Source organism: Methanomassiliicoccus sp. (genome assembly GCA_033485155.1).
GTDB lineage: Archaea > Thermoplasmatota > Thermoplasmata > Methanomassiliicoccales > Methanomassiliicoccaceae > UBA6.
On record JAWQJJ010000008.1, the window covers coordinates 122,903 to 143,741 of the forward strand.

Annotated in this window: 16 protein-coding genes and 1 tRNA gene; 6 read left to right on the plus strand and 11 right to left on the minus strand. The window is 59.2% G+C overall.

Translation table 11 applies throughout. From position 1 onward, the window contains the following. Positions 1–6: 6 nt before the first annotated feature. The 4 genes from SA339_11795 to ppk1 are packed head-to-tail and all read right to left on the minus strand — an operon-like array spanning position 7 to position 6,464. Positions 7–462 carry a DNA polymerase ligase N-terminal domain-containing protein gene (locus SA339_11795; protein ID MDW5563898.1) on the minus strand — a complete coding sequence of 152 codons (456 nt, stop codon included), beginning with the start codon at positions 460–462 and terminating at the stop codon, positions 7–9. After that, the gene (locus SA339_11800; GenBank protein MDW5563899.1) at positions 459–2,057 is read right to left on the minus strand and encodes a Ppx/GppA phosphatase family protein; all 1,599 of its coding nucleotides are present in this window, start codon (positions 2,055–2,057) and stop codon (positions 459–461) included. The genes SA339_11795 and SA339_11800 overlap by 4 nt, the downstream gene beginning before the upstream one ends. After that, a complete protein-coding gene (locus SA339_11805) occupies positions 2,054–4,339 on the minus strand; it encodes a YfcE family phosphodiesterase (protein MDW5563900.1) in 2,286 nt (761 codons plus the stop codon). Before SA339_11805 ends, SA339_11800 begins: the two co-directional genes overlap by 4 nt. Then, the gene (gene ppk1, locus SA339_11810; protein ID MDW5563901.1) at positions 4,326–6,464 is read right to left on the minus strand and encodes a polyphosphate kinase 1; all 2,139 of its coding nucleotides are present in this window, start codon (positions 6,462–6,464) and stop codon (positions 4,326–4,328) included. Before ppk1 ends, SA339_11805 begins: the two co-directional genes overlap by 14 nt. 148 nt (positions 6,465–6,612) lie before the next feature. Between ppk1 and SA339_11815 the strand changes: the two genes are divergently transcribed. Together SA339_11815 and SA339_11820 are read left to right on the plus strand one after the other, a co-directional pair. After that, positions 6,613–6,696, plus strand: a tRNA-Leu gene (locus SA339_11815). A gap of 246 nt (positions 6,697–6,942) precedes the next feature. Next, complete coding sequence (locus SA339_11820; GenBank protein ID MDW5563902.1) at positions 6,943–7,899, plus strand: NAD(P)/FAD-dependent oxidoreductase; 957 nt, start codon at positions 6,943–6,945, stop codon at positions 7,897–7,899. 52 nt (positions 7,900–7,951) lie between these two features. On the opposite strand, the gene SA339_11825 is transcribed toward SA339_11820, so the two are convergent. Both SA339_11825 and SA339_11830 read right to left on the minus strand, forming a co-directional pair. Then, entirely contained in the window at positions 7,952–8,515 is a 564-nt protein-coding gene (locus tag SA339_11825) for a DUF1697 domain-containing protein (protein MDW5563903.1), read from the minus strand. 169 nt (positions 8,516–8,684) lie between these two features. Next, the gene (locus SA339_11830; GenBank protein MDW5563904.1) at positions 8,685–10,250 is read right to left on the minus strand and encodes an MDR family MFS transporter; all 1,566 of its coding nucleotides are present in this window, start codon (positions 10,248–10,250) and stop codon (positions 8,685–8,687) included. A gap of 128 nt (positions 10,251–10,378) precedes the next feature. Between SA339_11830 and SA339_11835 the strand changes: the two genes are divergently transcribed. The 3 genes from SA339_11835 to SA339_11845 all read left to right on the plus strand — a co-directional run bounded on the left by SA339_11835 (position 10,379) and on the right by SA339_11845 (position 15,552). Next, complete coding sequence (locus SA339_11835) at positions 10,379–10,789, plus strand: winged helix-turn-helix transcriptional regulator (GenBank protein ID MDW5563905.1); 411 nt, start codon at positions 10,379–10,381, stop codon at positions 10,787–10,789. Between the two features lie 176 nt (positions 10,790–10,965). After that, positions 10,966–14,892 (plus strand): PAS domain S-box protein, encoded by a 3,927-nt coding sequence (locus SA339_11840; GenBank protein ID MDW5563906.1) that lies wholly within the window; start codon positions 10,966–10,968, stop codon positions 14,890–14,892. A gap of 222 nt (positions 14,893–15,114) precedes the next feature. Next, entirely contained in the window at positions 15,115–15,552 is a 438-nt protein-coding gene (locus SA339_11845; GenBank protein ID MDW5563907.1) for a hypothetical protein, read from the plus strand. Here the strand turns inward: SA339_11845 and SA339_11850 are convergent. The 3 genes from SA339_11850 to SA339_11860 form a co-directional block, all read right to left on the minus strand. Continuing rightward, positions 15,549–16,874, minus strand: coding sequence for an MFS transporter (locus SA339_11850; protein MDW5563908.1), 1,326 nt, complete (start codon positions 16,872–16,874; stop codon positions 15,549–15,551). The two genes, SA339_11845 and SA339_11850, sit on opposite strands and share 4 nt — an antisense overlap. Before the next feature lie 74 nt (positions 16,875–16,948). After that, positions 16,949–17,296, minus strand: coding sequence for a DUF1634 domain-containing protein (locus SA339_11855; protein MDW5563909.1), 348 nt, complete (start codon positions 17,294–17,296; stop codon positions 16,949–16,951). Further along, the gene (locus SA339_11860) at positions 17,293–18,219 is read right to left on the minus strand and encodes a sulfite exporter TauE/SafE family protein (protein ID MDW5563910.1); all 927 of its coding nucleotides are present in this window, start codon (positions 18,217–18,219) and stop codon (positions 17,293–17,295) included. The genes SA339_11855 and SA339_11860 overlap by 4 nt, the downstream gene beginning before the upstream one ends. A gap of 423 nt (positions 18,220–18,642) precedes the next feature. Here SA339_11860 and SA339_11865 point away from each other — a divergent pair, with 423 nt between their 5' ends. Then, a complete protein-coding gene (locus SA339_11865) occupies positions 18,643–19,503 on the plus strand; it encodes a THUMP domain-containing protein (GenBank protein ID MDW5563911.1) in 861 nt (286 codons plus the stop codon). Between the two features lie 102 nt (positions 19,504–19,605). Here the strand turns inward: SA339_11865 and SA339_11870 are convergent, their stop codons facing one another. Both SA339_11870 and SA339_11875 read right to left on the minus strand, forming a co-directional pair. Then, positions 19,606–20,256: a 50S ribosomal protein L15e gene (locus tag SA339_11870; protein ID MDW5563912.1), complete on the minus strand. Its 651-nt coding sequence runs from the start codon at positions 20,254–20,256 to the stop codon at positions 19,606–19,608. A 159-nt stretch (positions 20,257–20,415) separates the two neighbouring features. Then, positions 20,416–20,820 (minus strand): hypothetical protein, encoded by a 405-nt coding sequence (locus SA339_11875; GenBank protein ID MDW5563913.1) that lies wholly within the window; start codon positions 20,818–20,820, stop codon positions 20,416–20,418. Positions 20,821–20,839 lie beyond the last annotated feature (19 nt).

Here is a 20,839-nt window from a genome sequence, read left to right on the forward strand (position 1 = left end):
GTTTTATTAACGCATTCTCATCACGAGCCAGTTCTTCTTTGAACCTTCCTTGCCCTTGAACTTGATCAGAGCGTAGGTTCCATTGAGCTTCTGGCCATCAAGCTTGACGACGATCTTACTGCTCGTTCTTTCCAGCAGCTCGTACGGCCCGCGGTCGAAGAGCCGGACCTCCCCGGCTCCGTACTCGCCCGCGGGGATCGTACCCTCGAAGCCGCCGTAGGCCACCGGATGATCTTCGGTCTGCACCGCCAGCCGTTTGACCTTCGGCTCCTCGGGCATCAGCTTGGGGACTGCCCAGCTCTTCAAGGTCCCGTCCATGAGCAGACGGAAGTCATGGTGGTGGGAGGATGCATGATGATCCTGGACGACGAAGAACGGTGCCATATACTCCTCCTCGCCGACAGGCTCCGGGGTCCTGGTAAAGTCCCGCTTCTCCTTGTATTCCTGCAGCCTCTCCTTCATGTGGTCCAGGAAGGACCGGCGAGGCCATAATCGTTGCGAGGCCCCTTGACCTCGACGCTCAGGTCGCGGTCGAAGGCCTGCTTAAACGCCTTGACGTGGTTCTCTACCCCCCATACCTCCAGCGACACATCCGCATCGGAAGTGACCTCCAGGACCACGGCGTTCTTACTCCCCTTCTTGAACTGCACCGATGAGACCAGGTTGGCGTGGCTGCGGTCGAGCGTTTCCGCCAGGCGAAGGAAGGTAGACATGATTATGATCTTCTGCTGGGTCTTCTCGTCCAGTTCCTGCAGGGTGGGGTCCTTGCGCCGGGGGGGCCGTTTGCGATGGTAGCGGACCAGGTTGGCCATGGTCGCCAGCTCCCGACCTTCGAAGCCCAGCAGGTCGGCGTTCCTGACGATGTAGTAGGAGTGGGCGTGGTGGTTGTTGAATGAGATGAAGTCCCCCACGTCGTGGAGGAACGATGCGTGCCTCAGCAGCTCTCGGTCCTTCTTGCTGAGGTCATGCAGGCCGATGGCCTGGGCGCTGTCGAACAGCTCGAGGGCGATCCTGGTAACGGTGCGGGCATGGCCCTCGTCGATGTTGCAAGAGCGGCCAAGCTGAAGCACGCTGGTGTCCCTGATCGACAGCCCCTCCGCATGGGGGTATCCCTCGATGCCCGACAGGTAGTCGACCAGCAGCCCGTTGAGGACCCCTCGCTCGCTTATAGTCAGCTCCTCTACCTTGAGGTCCTCCATGAAAGCCTCCAGAATGGCCGCCCCTCCCAGGATGATGTCCGCCCGCTCGGGATTGATGCCCGGGACCAGCTTCCTCTGCTCCAGGGTCATGGCCCGCATCATCGCCGTCAGCTTCTTGAGATGAGCCATACGAAGGATGCCCGGTTTACCGCCGTAGGCCCGCGCGGCCATCTCCGCCAGGTTCATGATGGTTCCCGAGCTCCCCACCGCCAGGTCGAACTTACGCTTGGAGATGGCCTTGACCGTGTGGACCATCTCGCTGCGCGCATGACGTTTCATCTTGTTGTACACCGAGTCCTCGATGGGGCCCTTGTACCCGTCTGGAAGGAACGCCGCGGTGGTGCGGATGGCCCCCAGCTTCAGGCTGTCCAGGAACGAATGGCCGTTCTGATCCCCGACGATCACCTCGGTGCTCCCCCCGCCGATGTCGACGAACAGCGCCGTCCGCGCTCCCAGGTCGATCGCCGATCTCACACCCTGGAAGATCAATCGAGCCTCCTCCTTGCCGGAGATGATGCCCAGGTCGATCCCCGCCTCCTCCTTCATTCGTTCCACCAGCGTCCCCTGGTTGCTCGCCTCCCGAGCGGCCGAGGTGGCGACGGCGATGATCTCGTCGGCGCCGTAGGTCCGGGACAGCTCGGCGAATTTGGTGCAGACATGGACCGCTCGGTCCATGGCCTCCCGGCGTAGGGTTCGGTCGACGAACTCCTTCTCGCCCAGGCGCACGACCTCCTTTTCCTGAGTCATCACTGTGTATGAGCAATTGGGGTTCAGGCGGACGACCAGGAGGCGGACGGAATTGGTCCCCAAGTCGATGAAGGCGACCACATGGCCGGTGCGGGGGTTCCAGCCGTTCATTCCAATCTCACCTTCCGGGCGAAGGTCCGCTCGAACAGATCGGCCTTTTTCACGGCGGCCTCGGCCTCTGGTGTCCAGTCGTTGTCGGATTTTATCTTGATGACCACCTCCGCCTCGGAGATGGCGCACTCGACGTCCTTTATCGCCCCCACGTGTTGGTAGTCCAGGCCGTCGGCCACCCGGAGGATGGAGGTCAGCATGTAAAGCCGGCGGCGCTCTTTCTCATCGAAGGCCGCAATCTCGGCGTCCCCATCGCGCGGCGGACGCTTCCGGTGGAAGCGGGCCATGCATGCCACCAGCCGCTTGTCCTCCGGGCTCAGGGGCAGCTCAGCTTCCATGATCAGGCGGTATGAGGCGCGGTGATGTCCCTTCATGCCCTCAGTGGTGCCGACGTCGTGGAGCAGGCTAGCCGCCTCCAACACGAAGCGGTCCTTTCCACCCAGCCCATGAAGGGGCTTCAGCTGCCGGAAGAGAGAGGTGGACAGGCGCAGCACGTTCTCGGCGTGCTGGTGGTCAACGTTCATCCTGCGGGCGACCCTCTCCAGCCGCCCCATGGCCACCACCCGGTCCACCGGGATGCTCTTGCGCCCGCGCTCCTCGGAGGCCGAGCGGCCTTCCCGCACGACCTTCGCCACGTCCTCGGGTAATCCCTTCTCCTTGAGCGCGCGGACGGTGGCCTCGACATCATACTCGATCCGGTGGAGGGCTACGGAGAAGTCAGCGGTGTCCAGGACGGCGTACGACGCCCGGGGATCGTGGTCCACCGGACGGCCGACGCTGCCAGGGTTGATGAACAAGGTGTCGCCGACCTGGCGTACAAAGGCCCGGTGGGAGTGGCCCACCATAACGATGTCCGCATCAGCGATGCGGGCGAGCTCTGCCAGTCGCTGGTCTGGGGTGTCCGGTCCGAGCTGCTCGTCCGGGTCGCCTGGGCTGGCATGGACCATTAGGACACGACGGCCAAGCACCTCGAGTCTGATTTCTGGGGGGAGGGCGGAAATGAACCTGAGGCTGTCCTCGGATAGGTCCCGGGCAGTCGCCGCCAGGACCGCCCCCTTCACCGAGGCGGCCTTCGGACGTTTGGAGGCACGGGTGAACTCCAGGACCTTGAGGTCGAAGTTCCCCATCACGCTTAGGAAGTGCCCACCCTTCATAGTGGAGACAACCTCCTCTGGGCACGGCCCGGACCCGACCATGTCTCCCAGGTTGATGAACCCTCCCGCGCCCTGAGCCTTGGCGTGCTCCATGACCGTTCTCAGCGCCTCCATGTTGCCGTGGACGTCGGAGACGATGGCCAGCTTGGCCGGCTGGCACGCGCCCACCACCGGGATGGCAAGATCCTTGTATGCCATCCCCGCCTGGAACCGGTCCGACAACCGCTCCAGGAACCGCTTGTCCCGGAGTTTGCTCCAGCGCGTGACGAAGGTGGCGTAGAGCGCGGACCGCTCCCTGGCCCGATCCTTCCGGACCGCCTCGAGGCCGGGAAGGAGAGTCTCGATACCCACCCCAGGCATCTCGGTGAGCTCCTCCCGCACCGCATCCATGCCGGCCAGCCAGACGTCGCAATCGTGCATCTCCCCCAGGAGGTCCTGGATTCCTTTCAGGGTGCTGATATCCTCCTTCAGCTGGTCATCGAACAACGGGCGGAATGTCTCCATGGTGTAGCGTAGCCGCTTGGCCGCTATACGCATGGCGTGGTGCTTCTCTATAGCAAGGGGATCGTGGACCGACGCCTCTAGCTCCAGCACCTTGCCGACGCGGTAGGAAACATGGGCAAGACCGGCGGCGTAGCTCGGGCGTCCCCTCACGTCGGGCTTCCGGGCCTCCAGGCGCTGGATGCGCCTGGCCAGCAGGTCGGTCATCTCCTTCAACACGCCCTCCTCGTTGATGTTGTCCAGCCACCCAAGGACCTGCTCCTGCTGCTCCCGTCGGCGGGCCTCCATGAGGTCCAGGAGCGCTTGGACTCCCGGGCGCTGGACCTCGGTCGTGTGGTCCAGGAAAGAGCGTAGGTACTCGACCTGCACATCGGTGTCGCGGGCCTCTCCAAGCGCTTTGGTCAGGCCTTTTACACCATCACGCCACCGCCCATGCTGGCTTTCCTTGAGGCAGGAGCTGAAGATGGGCAACGCGGCCCGCAGCCGGCGGGACGCAACCCTCATCTGGTGCACACCCTCGATATCCATCTCCCGGGCGGCCTTGGCGCTTGCGCTCAGTGCGGCCACCTGGTTGAGGAGAGTGGTCGCCCCGAGCAGGCAGAACCCGGGGTCCTCACTTCTCCCCATGCCACACTCCCCTGTTGGCCAGCAACCACTCCTGCGAATCCAGAGGTTCCTCCCCCTCCTTGCGGACCACCCGGCGCCAAGAGCCGTCCGACTGCAGCTCGCGCGCTTTCACGTTGTCTCGAAGGTGCACCTCCAGGATGTCCTTGATAACCGCCTCCCGAATCCGGGGGTCTCGGACAGGGAAGAGTATCTCGACCCTCCGGTCGAGGTTCCGGGTCATCATGTCCGATGAGCCCAGAAGGACCTCGGCATCCCCTCCGTTGCGGAAGCAATAGATCCGGGAGTGCTCCAGGAACCTCGAGATGATGGAGGTGACCCGGATATTGTCGCTGATGCCTGGCACCCCCGGCCTCAGGCTGCACAGTCCCCTCACGTTGAGGTCCACCTTCACCCCCGCCATCGATGCTCGGTAAAGCGCCTGGATGATGCCCTTGTCGATCAGGGCGTTGAGCTTGAAGGCGATATGTCCGCTACCTCGCTCACGATGGACGGCGATCTCCCGGTCGATTCTTTCCACGATGCCCCGTCGGATACCGCCCGGGGACACCAGGAGCTTGCGGAAATCGTCCTTGCGGCAGTAGCCAGTGAGGGAGTTGAAGAGGTCGGAGACATCCGCGGCGATATCAGGGCCGGAGGTAAGGTAGCCGATATCCCCGTAGGTGCGCGCGGTCTTGGAGTTATAGTTGCCCGATGACAGATGGCACAGCCTGATGGGACCGTCCCGGCTCTTTTTCACCACCAGGCACATCTTGGCGTGGATCTTGATGTCTACCGGCCCATACACGACGTGCACGCCGGCATGCTCCAGTTGCCTGGCCCACGAGATATTATTGACCTCGTCGAACTTGGCTTTGAGCTCCAACACCGCGGCCACGGCCTTTCCGTTGCGTCTCGCCTCCATGAGAGCGTCCACCAGCGGGGAACAGCTGTCGATGCGGTAGAAGGTGATCTTGATGGCCATGACCTCGGGGTCGACCGCGGCCTGCTTGAGGAAGGTGATCAGGGGTTGGAAGCTGTCGTAGGGGTGGTAGAGCAGGACGTCGTGCTCGGCCACGTTGGTCAGGATGGTCTGCTCGTTGGACACGAGCTTCGGGACGTTGGGCAGGAAGGGCGTATCCTGCAGGTCTGGCCGGCCGATCCCGTGCAGCTGCCATAGGTCCGCCAGGGCCAGGGGGATGGTGGATCGGTAGATGAGATGGGACGCGAGCTCAAGCTTGGAGGCCAGCATGTCGACCAAGCGCTTGGGCATGTCCGCGGCCGCCTCCAGGCGCACAGGCTCCCCGACCCTTCTCGACTCCAACCCCTCTTCCATCGCTGTCAGGAGGTCATGGGTCTCGTCCAGCTCGATCTCGAACTCGGCGTCACGGGTGACCCTGAAGGGATGGGCGGCAACGACGTTCACTCCGGTGAACAGCAGATCCAGGTTCGCCGCCACTAAGTCTTCCAGGAACACATAATGCGAGTCGCGCGAGGTGCCTGCCTCCTGGTCCACCCTAATCAGCCTCGGGAAGAGGCTGCCCGATGGCACCTTGACCCGGGCAAACCTTTCGTGACCAGTGTTGTCTCTGATTACCACAGCGAGGTTGATAGCTCCGCTGGAGATGAATGGGAAGGGATGATTCAGGTCGAAAGCTAGGGGCGTGAGGATAGGGAAGAGGTCACGCTCGAAGAACTTCCGCAGGGCGGCCTTTTGATCTGGTTGGAGATCCCTCATCTGGCGAACATGGATGCCCTTTGCGTCCAGCTCCGGGAGGATTTGTTCGTTCCACACCCTGGCATGTTCCTCCAGGAGGCCTCCCACCTCTCCTGCGATGGCCTCCAATTGTTCAGCTGGGCTCATGCCATCGGGCGGGGGCTCCAGCGCTCCCTTTGCTGACTGGCGCACCAGTCCCGGGACGCGGGACATGAAGAACTCGTCCAGATTGCCGCTGCAGATGGCCAGGAACTTCACCCTCTCCAAGAGGGGCTGAGTAGGGTCCTCCGCCTCCTCCAACACCCGACGGTTGAAGTCCAACCAGCTGAGCTCCCGGTTGATGAATAGTCGAGTATCATCAAGCGACGTTGAGCCATCTAGTTCGTCAGCACTGCCTTTAACGTTCCATTTTGGAGCGCCCTGATTCGCCATACCCATCCCCTTCCGCCGACCTGGATGCTGTTGGTGCATTTAATCATTTTAACCTCAGCTAAATCGGCTTGAACATCCTCTTTATCTCCGTTAGCTCTGTGCCCATGATAAGATTTATATCTAGTGCCAGTATAAGGTGGCATTACAAGCAGGGGTAGCCAAGCTTGGCCAACGGCGTAAGATTCAGGGTCTTATCCTTAGTGGTTCGGGGGTTCAAATCCCTTCCCCTGCACTTTTCTTCCTTCTAACCAATTTTGATATGCGCCTGGGCTAATGGTCTAAATGCTCGAGCGTAGCTCGATCGCAGCACTAAAGGGCGGAGCGAACCCTTTTCCCACCTAAGATTATACAGAACTGTTGAGCATTCTTCCTGGAAGAGGCTATGAGGCACTATAGCGTCATCGTAGTCGGCGGCGGGCCGGGAGGCTCATCGGTCGTGCGGCATCTAGAAATCGATCGATTGTCCGACGGCGCGCTGATGATTGAAAGACTAGACGAGGATAGCTTCCTTAGGTACAATCAGATGTGCGGCGAAGGCATCAGCAGCCGGGGGCTTGCCGAAGTAGGCCTCGAAAGCGCTGACATTCAAAGGAATGCTGTGACTAAAGCCGTGGAGCACTGGCCGGGCGGGATCACGCTCACATCAGACATCGACGGGTTCATCATCGACCGGGGTAAGCTCGTATCAAGCCTGCGGAAGCCGTTCACTTCTGCTGGTGGCGAGGTGGTGAATGGAGTTGTGTCAGGAGTGAGGCGAACCAACGGTGGCTACGTCGTGGAAAGCTCCGAGGGAACGATCTCATGCCGGTACCTCGTCGGTGCTGATGGGGCCCGTTCCACTGTCAGAAGGGGGCTCTTTGGTACAGAGCCGTCTGTATACATGCAGGTGGTCCAGCACGTGATCGATAGGCCGATGGAGAATGAGCTCCGCTTCACCTTCGATAACAAGTACATGGGTAAATACCGATGGGAGTTCCCCTCTGGCAGGTATACTAAGGTGGGTTTTCCTGAAGGAACTGACGCAGCGCCGAGCGATGTCGTGGACACGCATAGGAGAGCCATACCCATCGGCCGCTTGGACAAAATAGTGAATGGAGACGCATGCCTCGTCGGAGACGCCGCCTGCCAGGCCAACCCGATCACATTTGGTGGTATTCGTAACTCTCTCGCTGCTGGGCGCATGGCTGCAGACGCCATCAACCACGGGAACATGGAAGAGTACCAATTAGCGTGGAAATGCTCCCCTCTTGCCGACATCACGTTCATGGATACGTTCGATCTGCTGAGAGTAAGAACAAACGAAGAGCTCATCATGATGGTTGAGCCCCTCAGATATGGGCCCAACATGAGCGTCATCATGAGGGAGCTGATGAATAACGATGACTTCCGGACGTTCTATCGTGGTTTCATCAGGAAGATGGAGAATGGTTGGTAGCCTTTACGATAGGTACTATTGCACCATACTGGGCGAAGGCCCTCCCGTTCGTTCACCTCTCGGTCGTTGCCTCAGTCATTGCATGAAGCGCCTTGAGCGTGTTCCAGTTGCGCATCGTAAGGGGAACGCCCAACCGGTCCAGGTTATTGGCCGATCTGGAGCCCCGGATGCCTTGAGGTAAAAGGAGATAGACATCCCTCCCTGCCTTCTGACACTCCTCTCCGGCCTGCTTCAGCGCCAGAAGGCCCTGCCATTCTGCGGCTCCCGGAGGTCGGGCCAGGAGGGCCACGTAAAGGCTCTCCACTTTCGAGGACGCCTCCGTCCTGTCGATGTCGTCTGGTGAGAAGGGGAGGTCGCGGATCAGCCCACTCAGTTCCTGGAAGGTCCTGAGAATGACCGATGTCTTGAGGCCGAGCGTCCTCTCGCTCTGGTGCTCGATCCTCTCCCGCAGAAGGTCCTCGGTCTCCTCTGACTCGAACAGTACATTGCCGCTCTGGACATATGTCCGTACCTGACCAAGCCCGAGGTCCAGGAACATACCGCGAAGATCGTTCATCTTGACGCGGTTCCTGCCTCCGACGTTGATGCCTCTGAACAGCGCCACATATCCGGTCATTGCACGGCCTTCCGGTCCGGCCGATCATTGCGATTCGAGTTCGTCGGACCAATACACGTATGGACGAGGGCATAGGAATAGTTGAGCAATAGAAATCCAGGCTTAAGGTGGAAAAAGGGCAAAGGCCCGAATGGGCCATAACGGGTTTGGAGGGCCTCACATGGATAACCTACTGAGGCTCCTTCCGAGCATCCCGCTCCTCGACAACTTTGGCCGATGGGGTCTTCAGGACCTCCTCCTTATTGACGACGTATCCCTTGAGGAACGGCGCTACCAGCAGGATGAGCAGGATGATAACTCCCGCCACCAGGAAGGCGAAGTCCATGGCCGTAGCGAAGGACGACAGGATCTGGGTGGCATACTGAGGCATCGCCGAGATGTACGCGAGGACGTCGGTGTCGTGGGGTACGAGGCCATAGACATCGGCAGGCAGGTCGGCCCTCAGCACGTCATTAAGGCGCAGGTTGATAAGGAACGAGAACACGCCCGTCGCCACCGTTCCTCCGATCGCTCGGAAAAGGTTGACGCTGGAAGTGGTCATGCCCATCTCATCCGGCTTGGCGCTGTTCTGTACCGCTACCATGAGGACGGCCATTACGCAGCCCAGTCCGATGCCCAGGAGGAACATGTATGCCGCCAGGTACCACACGCTATCTCCAAGCCCGAGGGTGGACATCAGCACCATGGCAATGAACGAGATCACCGGACCTGTGATGACCCACGGCCGGTAACCAGTTCTTTGAACGAACCTGCCGCTAAGCATCGCCGTGATCATCAGGCCGGCGACCATGGAGATCGACATATAGCCAGCCTCCTGAGAAGTGAGCCCGAAGATGAAGATGCTAAACATCGATAGGTATGCCATTGCCCCGGTCAGGGCAAGACCGAAGATCAGCATGGCGAAAGCTCCACACACGAAGACCCGGTTCTTGAACAGGCGAGGCGCGATGACCGGATCCTCAGCCCGATGCTCTATCAGGCTGAAGACGACCAGCAGCACTGCCGCCACCGCCACCATGAGTCCGGACTCGTAGCTGATCCATTCAAAGTCCTTTCCCGCCCAGGTGAAGAACAGCAGAAGGTCCAGCAGGAAGAGGCCCAGCATAGACATGCCGAGGTAGTCGATCTTTTTATGGGATGCGGCCTCCATCGACGGGAACTGCCTGGCAGTGAGGAACAGCGCGACCGCAGCAACGGGAACGTTGATGTAGAATACCCAGTGCCAGCTAACATTGTCGGTAATTAGGCCGCCAAGCACCGGCCCCAGGGCGGTGCCTAGGCCGAAGACCGCACCCATCACGCCCTGCATCTTCCCTCTTTCACTAGGAGAATAAAGGTCGGCAATGGCCGCGGAGGCCACGGGCATGAGAAGCCCTCCTCCTACACCCTGTACGGCCCGGCAGATGATGAACATCTCCATGCTCGTGGACAGCCCGGCGACTATGGAGCCCCCGAGGAATAATGTCAGGCCTAGCAGAAAGAACGGCTTTCTTCCATATAGGTCGGATAACTTGCCCCCAATGGGTATGGTAATGGTCTCGCAGAGCATGTATGCAGTGAACATCCAGCTGAAAAGGCCAAGACCTCCCAGGTCAGCGGCTATGATCGTGCCGCAGGTGGATACGATGGTCCCGTCCAGGCATGCGGCTAGCATCCCTAGCACCAATCCCAGCATGATGAAGCGACGATGCTTTGGATCGATGTTCGACCAGTGAATTGGATTATTATTTTTCATTCACTAACCTCCATAGTTAGTGTTGACAAGTCAAGTCAATATTGTATTTAAAGATTATTGACAAGTCAAGTCAAAATGATATTATACTTCATGGACGTTTTCAAACCGATAGAATGCGTCACGGCGATATGTTCGTCTCACCAAAGAAGATGAGATCGTTCATGGACTCCTACATGAACAAATTGCTGAAGGACAAGGAATTCACCGCCTCCCAGCTCCCTTTTATCATGGAGGTCGGTGACAACGAAGGTATCTCCATGAAGGACCTGTGCACTTCCCTCGGCGCGGACAAGGGCCTCACCACTCGAGTCATCAGGAACCTCATAGAGAACGGCTTCGTGGAGAACCGGAGCGAGTCCAGCAGGACTTACAAGCTCTTCCTGACCAAGAAAGGGGAGGAGGCATTCGATTACTCCAAGTCTGCCATGGAGGACCTCATGAGCCGAATGCTGGAATGCTTGGACGAAGAGGATAAGGTACACCTCAGATCTATCTCCGCCAAGCTCAACAAGAGGCTCGATGAACTTTATAAGTATTGATCTCGAAGGGGGCCGTCTACCAAGTCCCAATATGGTGCGGCTGTGGCGGCTCTTGTCGCAAGTCCTCCGACGATTGCCGGAGTAGCGGATACCATTACATTTCAATTGCATTCTCATTACGGATTTCGTTACTGTCCCGAAATGGTTTATAAATAGAGTTAAAACTCCTGCCATCCATGGAATTGCCCAAGGTCATCTACATCGACGATGAACCTGGCCTTCTGGAAATAACCAAGCTGTTCCTCGAATACGCTGGAGACATCCAGGTGGACACCGAGCAATGCTCCCTTGATGTTCTGGATATCCTGTCCAGGCGGTCGTACGACGTCATCGTTTCCGACTATCAGATGCCTGGAATGAACGGCATCGAACTTCTCAAGGTCCTGAGGGCGAGAGGGGATCTCACGCCTTTCATACTCTTCACCGGCCGAGGCCGCGAAGAGGTTGCCATTGAGGCGCTTAACAGCGGGGCTGACTTTTATATCCAGAAAGGGGGCAACCCCCAGGTGCAGTTCGGCGAGCTGAAGAACGCCATCATCCAACTAGTCCAGCGCAAGAAGGCCGAACATCAGGTCGCCCAGAGCGAGCAGAAATATCGCGACCTGGTGGAGGGGGCCAGCAGCATTATTCTCAAGCTCGACGCCAATGGCAATATAACCTTCATCAACCAGTTCGGGAAGGAGTACTTCGGATGCACCACCGACGTAGCCGGTATGCCGATGTTTGGCGCCCTCATACGCCCCGATGAATTTCCGGAACGGGAACTGGGTGAGCTCATGAAAAGGTTCTTGTCCGGCGACGGAAAAGCATCCACATTCACCTTCCCAATTCGGCAGGAGGATGGGACGAATGCCTGGGCGTCATGGAACACCAAGGCCATCCGGGATAAGGAGGGCAACATCCGAGAGTTCCTCGTCATCGGCAATGATGTCACGGCGGCCAGGAACGCAGAGACCGAGCTCCAGAAGTCGATGTCTCAGATGAAAGCTATGCTGGAGTCCAGCGATGAAGGTGTCCTTCTCCTTGACAGTAATAATCACGTCGTGCAATACAACAGTAGGCTGTTGGATATCTGGAAGCTGCCGTCCTCGGCGATTGAGGCCCGCAGCGACGTAAAAGCACTCGTCCCGGCTTTGGAGATGCTCAAGGACCCTGGCGGCTATGCCAAATACGTCAACCAGTTGGAGGGCAGGCCGGAAACGGAGAGCCGGATCCACCTTGAGCTCCAGGACGGTCGGGTCATAGAGGAGCACTCCTTACCGGTGATCATCGGCAACAACGTCGTCGGAAGATTGCTGACCTATAGGGTGCCGCCGCAGAAGATGGGAGAGGGCGTGACGGTCGATAGCGAGGCGGCGTTCTGGGAGCTGTACAACGACAACCTTGCCGTCATCCTGTTCGTCGACCCGCAGAACGGCAACATCGTTGATGCCAACGAAGCGGCGTGCCGGTTCTACGGCTACGACCACGAGTCACTCAAGCGGATGAACATCGTCCGGGAGATTGTGGTTTCCTCGAACGCCATCGAACGTTGCAGGCTGGCTGAGAAGGGCGTTCACCGCTTCTCCTCCCAGCATCGGATGGCCAGCAACGAGGTTAAGGACGTCGAGGTGTTCACCGGCCCGGTGGCTAGCAACGGTCGCAAGCTGTTGTTCACCATGGTCCAGGACGTCACTGAGATGAACAGGGCCAAGAGGCTGTTCGACCGCTTCGGGGTCGGGAACGATGACATGCTCGAGCTGATCGGGGAAGGCGTGATGATCATCGATCCCACGAGCCGCATCATCTATGCCAACCATCGCATCGAAGACATTCTCATGAGGCCGATGGGAGAGATAATCAACACTCCGGTGCTCTCCCATATTGCCGCTGCATCCAAAGAACAGGCCATTGCCAACCTGGAGCAGCGTAGCCAGGGTTTCACCAATCGAACGGACTACAAGATGATACGGGGCAACGGCACCGAGTTCTGGGCCATGGTCTCGGCCAGGCCTCTGTTCAAAGATGGCGAGTACGCGGGAACGACCTATTTTGTAACAGATGTCAACGAACGGAGGAGGCAGGAGGATCGGCTGAAGGCCAGTGAGGCAAACTTACTCCAGATCATCAAGAACGCTCTGGGGGGGATCTGGGTGGTCGACAGCGAGTGGAGGACCACCTACGTGAACGATGCCCTGGCAAGGACTTTGGGATACACCAGTGAGGAACTGCTCCAAAGATCCCCCATTGACCTCATGGATGAAAGAACAAGGAGGGCGCTGTGGAGCCCGGAAGGGGCCCAGGACAGGGTCGGGGAGCATGAGGTCCGCTTGCTGCGCAGCAACGGTATGCCCGTACCGGCCTGGATATCCGCTTTTTCCGTCCAGTTTGAGGGTGAGACGCTGGGCGGGTCGGTGGTGTTCGTATCGGACTCTGACGAGAGCGGCGAGGACGCCCCCTTGAGTAATCACTCCGCCCTAGGTAAGGCGATTGCATCCATGTCCTCGCGCTTCACCAGCGCCCGTCCCGAGGACCTGAATGCGGTCCTCAGCGAAGGACTTCGGGTCATTGGGACCGCCCTGGGCGCGTCGAGAGCCTCGATCTATATGTACTCAGATGGGAGGCAAGGTTTCGATTGCGTCAGCTCCTGGTGTGCCGATGAACACACCTGTCGGCCGATGCCCTTCATGGCGGCGTCGAGGGAACAATCCAAGAGGTGGTTGGAGAAGATCGAACGATGCGATGGTCCGCTCACGCCATATGTCATCGGTAACCCGTCTGGAATGGAGGAGATGGTGTTCCCGGAATCGGACGTCAAGGACCCCATCGCCATCTTCCCGATGATGATCGAAGGGTATTTCCCCGGATTCCTGGCGTTCGAAAATGTCCTGATGCGGGGTGATGACAGCGTGGCGATCCATGATCCGATGCGGATCGCCACCGACCTCTTTGTCAGCGCCCTGCGGCGCAAGGAGGCCTTCGAAGCCCTGAACGACGCCGGAAGCTGGTACTGCAACATCATCGACTCCTTCGGCGACGCGGTCTTTGTCATGGACGTGGATGATAACATGGTCCTCGTCAACCGCGCCTGCATCGAGCTACTACAGGATCTCGGTCTAGACACCGATATCGTGGGCCACAGCGTTTTCCAGGCCCTACCCTTCCTCGACGAGAGGAGTCACGAAGAGATCGACCAAGCGATCAGAGAGGGCAGGCCGGTGGTCACCGAGGAGGTTATCGACCTCAACGGTGGGAAGAAGATCATCCTTGTTAGCAAGACTCCCTTGTGGGACGGCGGCAGGATCGACCGGGTCCTCGTTGTACTCCATGACATCACCGAGCGCAGGATGCTGGAAGAATCATTGCAGGGCGCCAACCGCAAGTTGAACCTTCTCTACAACATCACCAGGCACGACATCAACAATCAGCTGCTTGTCCTCCGCGGGAACCTGGACATCATCAGGCGTCGATCGCATGAGCCGGAAAACCTTGCCCGCCTGGATATCATCGACAGGTGCGCCGGATCGATCTGGCGGCAGATAGAGTTCACCAAGACATACCAGGAGATGGGAACAAAGATGCCGCAATGGCAGCAGGTCGGCATGCTGATATGTTCCATCGCCACGGACTGGGAGAGGATCGAGAGGCTGGAAGCATCCGATCGGCTGCGTAATTTGGTCATCTACGGCGACCCCATGCTCGGCAAGGTATTCAGCAATCTGGTAGAGGACAGCATAAAGTATGCAAGCGACCACACCATCGTCAGCATGGACTGCCAGGAGGGCGACGACCACCTGCTAATCACCTACGAGGACGTCGGCCCGGGAATTCCGGTGGGGGAAAAAGAGAGGATTTTCCAGAACGGTTATGGCAAGGGGACCGGGTTCGGGCTCTTCCTCTGCCGGGAAGTCCTCGCCATCACTGGAATGACCATCCAGGAGGCGGGGGAGCCGGGAAAAGGGGTCAGATTCGAGATAACGGTGCCCCATGGGCAATATCGCTTCGATGCACCCCCGTCCTGTGGACAGCAACAGTCCGGGGACGCACCCGTGCTGGGTACAATCGTCGACTCCCAGGGGATGATCGCTTCCCGGGACCAGGGCGCAGGTGGACCGGCGGCTTAACGCTCTCCCCTTCCTCGGGAGGCTGAGGTACTTACATCGGCCCGGGTCCGATAACCCGGTCCACGTCCTGGCCTGATCATTGCCGAAAGGCAATCGGTCGTTCCCTCTGTCCCGATCTCCCCCTCCGAATAGAATTATTCCAATACAAAATGGTAGAAAAGAATATGCTCTCGAAAGTATATCCCGGGTTCAATATTGTTAAGAAAATAATGGGGTAGGACGATGAAGGCACTGATCGTATACGAAGGCAACACCGAGAAGGTCGGACAGGCCATATGCTCAGGCATGAAGCAGAGTGGGCTGGCCGATGTGACGTGCAGAGCGGTCGGAAATGTTTCGCCGGCAGACCTGGCGAGCGCGGACTACTGGGTACTCGGAGCCCCCTCCAGCGGATTTTTCGCCGGAAGGAAGATCTCCGGGCTGCTGAAGAGGTCGGTAAGCACCAACGGCAAGGCCAAGGGGGTGCTCTTCGACACCAGGATGGCCGGAGAGCAATCGGGGATGGTCGAGAAGCTTGCGGCGATCATGAAGGGCGCCAACATCAACGTGACCTCCTGGACGTACTTCAGCACCGGCCCGAACAAGGAACTCCTACCCGGGGAGGAGACCATGGCGATGATCTATGGCAAGAACCTTGCCGAGTCGATGAAGAGGACCTAGGCCGGACTTGGGGCTGCGGCTGCTTCTACGACCTTGTCCGTCTTAATCACACTTAGCAGTGCGAGGCCGACTACCAGGAACATCGAGGAGACGCCAAACACCGCGCTATATCCCATATATTGGGCGATCTGGCCCCCGATCAGCGCCCCGGCCACGTTGGCGGCGCCCTGAACCGCGCTGTACAGTCCGGTGGCTTCGGCCCGATGCTCCTTAAGGCACACGTTGGACACGATGTGGTTGCCGGACACCGAGATGTTAGCCCAGCAGAACCCCAGCGCGGCGTGTAGGACGCAGAACACCACCAGCAGCACGCCGTGGGAGAGGCCTAGCATGGTCACGAGGAAGAAGGACGGAAAGAGGAAGACCCTGCCCGTCACCGCCAAGCTCTGTGTCCTCTTGCTGCCCAGACTCGATGCCCATCGCCCGGCTTGAGAATAGGTGATGGCCGATGCCGCCGATGACGCCAGGTAGATGATGAAGACCTCGGTGCTGCTCATTCCCACGTACTGCTTTAGGTATGTCGGCAGGCCGACATAGAAGGTCAGGAAGCCGGTGAAGACGATCATGGTGTACACATAGTACCGCCGGAGGTTGGCAGGCAGGTACCGCAGGCGCATGTTGTCGGAGCTGACCTTCAGAATATGGATCACTCGGTGCGGCATGTACCGCGCCCGTTCGAATACGTACAGCGGGATGTGGAGAATGGAACCGTTGATCTGGGAGCGATCCAGGACCTCCTCCGGCTCAGGCACCCAGCGGTATGCCAGCAACATGGATACCAACGATAGGCCGGCAGCCAGGATGAATAGGGCGCGCATGGCCAGGGCGGAGTCCGATCCCCCTGAGAAAACGGCGATCCAGATAGTACCCACCAGCAGGCCGACGACCCATCCGATGCCTCCGATCTTCGAGAAATCCCCCAGCCGTTTGGCCCATTCCTCCTGTTTGAAGGATTCCAGGATGAGGACGGTGCCAACCGGGGCGGCCGCTGTGGATAGTAGCCCCAGGATGGCGTTGGCGATGAGGTATTGGGTGAAGTTGAGGGAGAACGCCATCATAAGGTTGGCCAGTGCCAGGCCGGCGAAGCCGATTAAAACGAACAGCCGCCGCTTCTTGGCCGCATCGGATAGATTGCCCCAGAGTATGTTGGAGGGTACCGCCGCCATGGATGATATCGCGCTGATGAAGCTCACCTGGGCGACGGTGCCCTTGAGACCTTCGGTGACGAATAGCGGTATCAGCGGAGAGGTGCTCCCGCCGGCCATGTTGTTTGGAAGGAACGAAAAGTACCACTTATCGTCCTTTGATCTGCCCTTTCCCATCCCGACGCATCCCGGGCATAGAATGGCCGCCGCCTCATGAAGGTTTCCTTCTCCATGCCAGAGGTAAGGAATCCCTAGCCGAGGAGGATGGCTGCGGAGATGACCCCGAGGACGAGCAGGGAGGCGAAGACGAAGCGGTACTCCCGGTCGACGATGAAGATGACGAGAGTGGTCAGCACCCTGGTCAAGGGGGTGGCGATGAGCAGCACGATCCCCAGGTCGATGACGGCGACGGCGTTCCCGTCAACTATCCCCGCAACGATTTCGCCTGGGCTCAGATCGACCTCCGATTGACCGGGCGGTGACAGTACGAAAAGCGCCAAGCCGAGAAGCAGCACGCTCAAGCTGAGGACCATCCCCCAGCGGAGTACAAGCTGCACCCACTTCTCCGTCCTGGAGTGTTCGTGCTCGTCGAACCTCATAGCCCCACCTCGAGACCGGTGGCCTTGAGCAGCATGAGCACGGCCACGGCGATCAGGATGACGGCGAAGTACCGCCGTAGCATCGGCCCTGCCGCCCGCCGGGAGATGCGGGGACCGACCGAAGCCCCGGCGAAAACCCCCACTGCTACCAACGCCGCGAGCACCGGGGAGATGAGGCCGTGAGCGTACAACACCACCGCTCCGGCCAACGCCGTCACTCCGATCATGAAGTTGCTGGTGGCCGTGGCGGCCCTGATCGGTACCCCCATCCACATGTTCATCACCGGGACCTTGACGATGCCGCCGCCCACTCCAAGCATGCCAGACATGTTGCCGGCGAAAAAGGAGGCCAACAGCCCTTTGGGCAGGCCTCGGACCGTGTAGGCGATCTTCTCGCCGGTCAGGGGGTCATCGTAACAGCATCCCAGGTAGTCGTAGCACTTCTCGCTGCCGTGGATGGTGACCTCGGGTCGGCGCAGCATGTAGTATGCGGAATAGAACATCACCGCTGCGAAGATGGCTGACAGAACATACTGGTTCAAATAAACCGCCAGCGCCGCCCCCACCATGGAGCCGATGGTAGTGGCGGGCTCAAGCATCATTCCCAGGCGGATGTTTACGATCCCCTGCCCCACATACCGGGACGCCGCCCCGGTGGAAGACGCTATCACTCCGATGAGGCTGGCACCGATGGCGTCCTTGATCGGAAGGCCCAGCGCTATGGTCAGGGCAGGTATTATGATCACCCCACCTCCGATGCCGAACATCGAGCCCACGATCCCTGCCAGGGCCGCGATAAGGATGACCGCCAAGGCCATGACCAGGTCCATCGGGTGGTCGATGGAGAGCGCCGTAGATAAGGTCTGCCCTATGCAGGGGCCGGGAGCGCCCGTCATTCTCTCCCGCTCCCCCATCGCCTGCATGAGTGAGCTCTAGACCGTGATGATAGATCTCACGGAGGGCCACTAGAACGATCACAATGTGTGCATTTGTAGAGCTCCCACGAGGGCCGAAGGCAAGGGCCGGGAGAGGCCCATTTATCGAACGTCATTGCCTCGCCAATTATCGGCACAAACCTATGAAGGGGTCGTATCGAGGATGAGCTAACCTCCACTCACTTACATCGAATCGAGCGAGGAGATGGATTGTTCAGTATAGCGAGCACGACGCTGTTCGGCCCATTCCTTGCCGTTGATTCAGTCATAGGTGCGGTCTTCCTGATAGCTCTGAATACGACATTTTTCTTCACGGCTCCAGCACGCGATCCGAGAGATGGCCGGATATAGCGTCCGGGCAGAAAGCCGGAGCAGGGAAACAATAATAACTGGCGTGCTCATCACACGCTCGTGGACGTCATCCTGGCCCGGTATGCGGAGGTAGGCCTGAAAAGCTCGGGGGTGCGGAGGTACTTCGAGAGCATTCTCATGGACAACATGCTCACCGCCCTCTCCGCCCACAACCTGGAAGCGCTAGTGACCTGTGAGCAGGGGCGCATCTACATCACCACGGACCGCATCGATGAAGCTGTCCCCATCCTCCGCCGGGTGTTTGGCATTGCCTCGGTATCGCCGGCGCTCATCTCCGATAGCGCTATGGAAGCGATGCAGAGGACCGCGGCTGAGTACTCTCAAAAAGTGCTCCTCGACGGCCAGTCCTTTGCCGTCAAGGCCCGTAGGGAAGGGAATCACCCGTACAAGAGCATGGACGTGGGGCGAGAGGTCGGATCGGCGATCTTCCTCGCCAACGAGGATCGTGGAGCCCGGGTCAACCTCACTCGGCCGGACGTCACCTTTTACGTCGAGGTCCGGGAGCGCAGGGCCTACATATTTAGTGAGTATCTCTCCGGCCCGGCGGGCCTGCCCATGGGGAGCCAGGGGAAGGTGGCCGCGGCGGTGGAGACAGAGCGGGACGCTCTGGCCGCCTGGATGCTGATGAAGCGCGGATGTCGGGTGTTTGTGGCAGCGCCGTCGGAAGACGGCCCAGCGGCCATACTGAAGAGCTGGGACCCACGGCTGAAAGTCTTCGTCGGAAAGGACGTCCAAAAGGTGCTGCACGACGTCAAGGGGCTGGCGACCGTGCACGGCTATGGAGTCGGGGACATCGACCGCATCAGGGAGCTGTCCTCGAGATGGCCGGCCTTCTTTCCCCTCATCGGCATGACCGATGCTGAGGTCGAAGAACGTCTGGCCGCCATCCGCTCGGCGTAACTGCGGCCCGTGCCTTTAAAACACATCCGATTCTGAGGCCTATTGCCGCAGCGGTGCAGATAAAAAAGGAAGAAGGAAAGGGATTGGGTAAGGGTTTGATGCTCACTTGCCCTGGTGCTTGTGAGCGTTGATGGACGGGCGGACCTTCTCGGCACCCTTGCCCTTCCACTTCAGTCCGCGCCCCGCCTTGCCGGCGGCGGTCAGGCCACGGAACGCCCTCCCCTTCTGCTTGGAGGAGCAGATCCAGTTGATGGTCTTATCCGCCTTGATGACCGGGTGATGCGGGTCCACCATGATAATCTCGAACCACTCGTGCAGTCCGTCCATGCCTACCCAGTAGGAGTTCAGGACCTCGAGGTTGGGGTACTTCTTACAAGCGCGCTCCTCAGCGATGCGCTGCAGGCTCTTGCCCATGGTAATCTTGTTGATACCGCGGCGCTTGGCACGGCGGCCCTTGCGTATCTGGCGGCGCCTCAGGGACCCCTTGCGGACGCGGCCCCTGACCACAATGAACCCCTGCTTGGCCTTGAAGCCCAGCTTGCGGGCGCGGTCCAGCCTGGTGGGGTGGTCGATCTTGATGAAATTCTCCTCGCGGCGCCAGTCGATCAGACGGGCCCACTGCAGATCCTTCACATAGCTGTCGGACGGCCTGTTCCAGGCCTCGGCGATAAAACTGTACATGTTCTTGCCCACTACGGTCTTCTTCTCCTCTTCAGACTCGACCGCGGGCGCTTTCTCTTGATTCGCTGTCATGTGCATCACCATGCCGCATAGGCGGCGTTTATGGATTCACCCCTGTCGCCAGAGGCACATCTCCGACGAGATTTCTCTCGTGACTATGGGCCGACAGTATGCCAGGTTATATAATCCTATCGGGGCCGCAGGGGACCCGAAGGATGGGCTGACCGCGCCTTAACCGGCGATGGCCAGGGCGCCCTCGATAAAGTCAAGCTCGCCCTCTAGCTCCTTCAGGGAGCCTTCCCTGAAGCATTTGACGAACCCGCCGCGGTGCCCCTCCAGGTAGTAACCGCGCTCCTTGAGCGTCTTTAGGGATTCGGCCCTGCGTTCCAGCATAGAAACGTCGTACTCCTCATCCTCCTCCAGGAATAGGGGGATGTGGACCTCCAACGTGTAGCGCTTCTCCTTTCCGTCCTGATGAATGCCAAGGATGGTGATAAGGCCTGCGATGAGGAGCTGAAGATCGACCTCATATACCTTCTGCTTGATCGCCTTGTTGAGCTCCTTCATATTGATAATGCGGTGTTCCTCGTTCTCTTCCAGTGATCCGTCAGCAGCCCATTCTCCGATGATCTCCATTTTGCCTATCAAATCCGAT

What these genes read in the sequence shown, in the direction of transcription:
- SA339_11795 (MDW5563898.1), bottom strand. Translation starts at nt 462, where the DNA reads ATGAAGGAGAGGCTGCAGGAATACAAGGAGAAGCGGGACTTTACCAGG.
- SA339_11800 (MDW5563899.1), bottom strand. Translation starts at nt 2,057, where the DNA reads ATGAACGGCTGGAACCCCCGCACCGGCCATGTGGTCGCCTTCATCGAC.
- SA339_11805 (MDW5563900.1), bottom strand. Translation starts at nt 4,339, where the DNA reads ATGGGGAGAAGTGAGGACCCCGGGTTCTGCCTGCTCGGGGCGACCACT.
- ppk1 (MDW5563901.1), bottom strand. Translation starts at nt 6,464, where the DNA reads ATGGCGAATCAGGGCGCTCCAAAATGGAACGTTAAAGGCAGTGCTGAC.
- SA339_11820 (MDW5563902.1), top strand. Translation starts at nt 6,943, where the DNA reads ATGATTGAAAGACTAGACGAGGATAGCTTCCTTAGGTACAATCAGATG.
- SA339_11825 (MDW5563903.1), bottom strand. Translation starts at nt 8,515, where the DNA reads ATGACCGGATATGTGGCGCTGTTCAGAGGCATCAACGTCGGAGGCAGG.
- SA339_11830 (MDW5563904.1), bottom strand. Translation starts at nt 10,250, where the DNA reads ATGAAAAATAATAATCCAATTCACTGGTCGAACATCGATCCAAAGCAT.
- SA339_11835 (MDW5563905.1), top strand. Translation starts at nt 10,379, where the DNA reads ATGTTCGTCTCACCAAAGAAGATGAGATCGTTCATGGACTCCTACATG.
- SA339_11840 (MDW5563906.1), top strand. Translation starts at nt 10,966, where the DNA reads ATGGAATTGCCCAAGGTCATCTACATCGACGATGAACCTGGCCTTCTG.
- SA339_11845 (MDW5563907.1), top strand. Translation starts at nt 15,115, where the DNA reads ATGAAGGCACTGATCGTATACGAAGGCAACACCGAGAAGGTCGGACAG.
- SA339_11850 (MDW5563908.1), bottom strand. Translation starts at nt 16,874, where the DNA reads ATGGGAAAGGGCAGATCAAAGGACGATAAGTGGTACTTTTCGTTCCTT.
- SA339_11855 (MDW5563909.1), bottom strand. Translation starts at nt 17,296, where the DNA reads ATGAGGTTCGACGAGCACGAACACTCCAGGACGGAGAAGTGGGTGCAG.
- SA339_11860 (MDW5563910.1), bottom strand. Translation starts at nt 18,219, where the DNA reads ATGCAGGCGATGGGGGAGCGGGAGAGAATGACGGGCGCTCCCGGCCCC.
- SA339_11870 (MDW5563912.1), bottom strand. Translation starts at nt 20,256, where the DNA reads ATGACAGCGAATCAAGAGAAAGCGCCCGCGGTCGAGTCTGAAGAGGAG.
- SA339_11875 (MDW5563913.1), bottom strand. Translation starts at nt 20,820, where the DNA reads ATGGAGATCATCGGAGAATGGGCTGCTGACGGATCACTGGAAGAGAAC.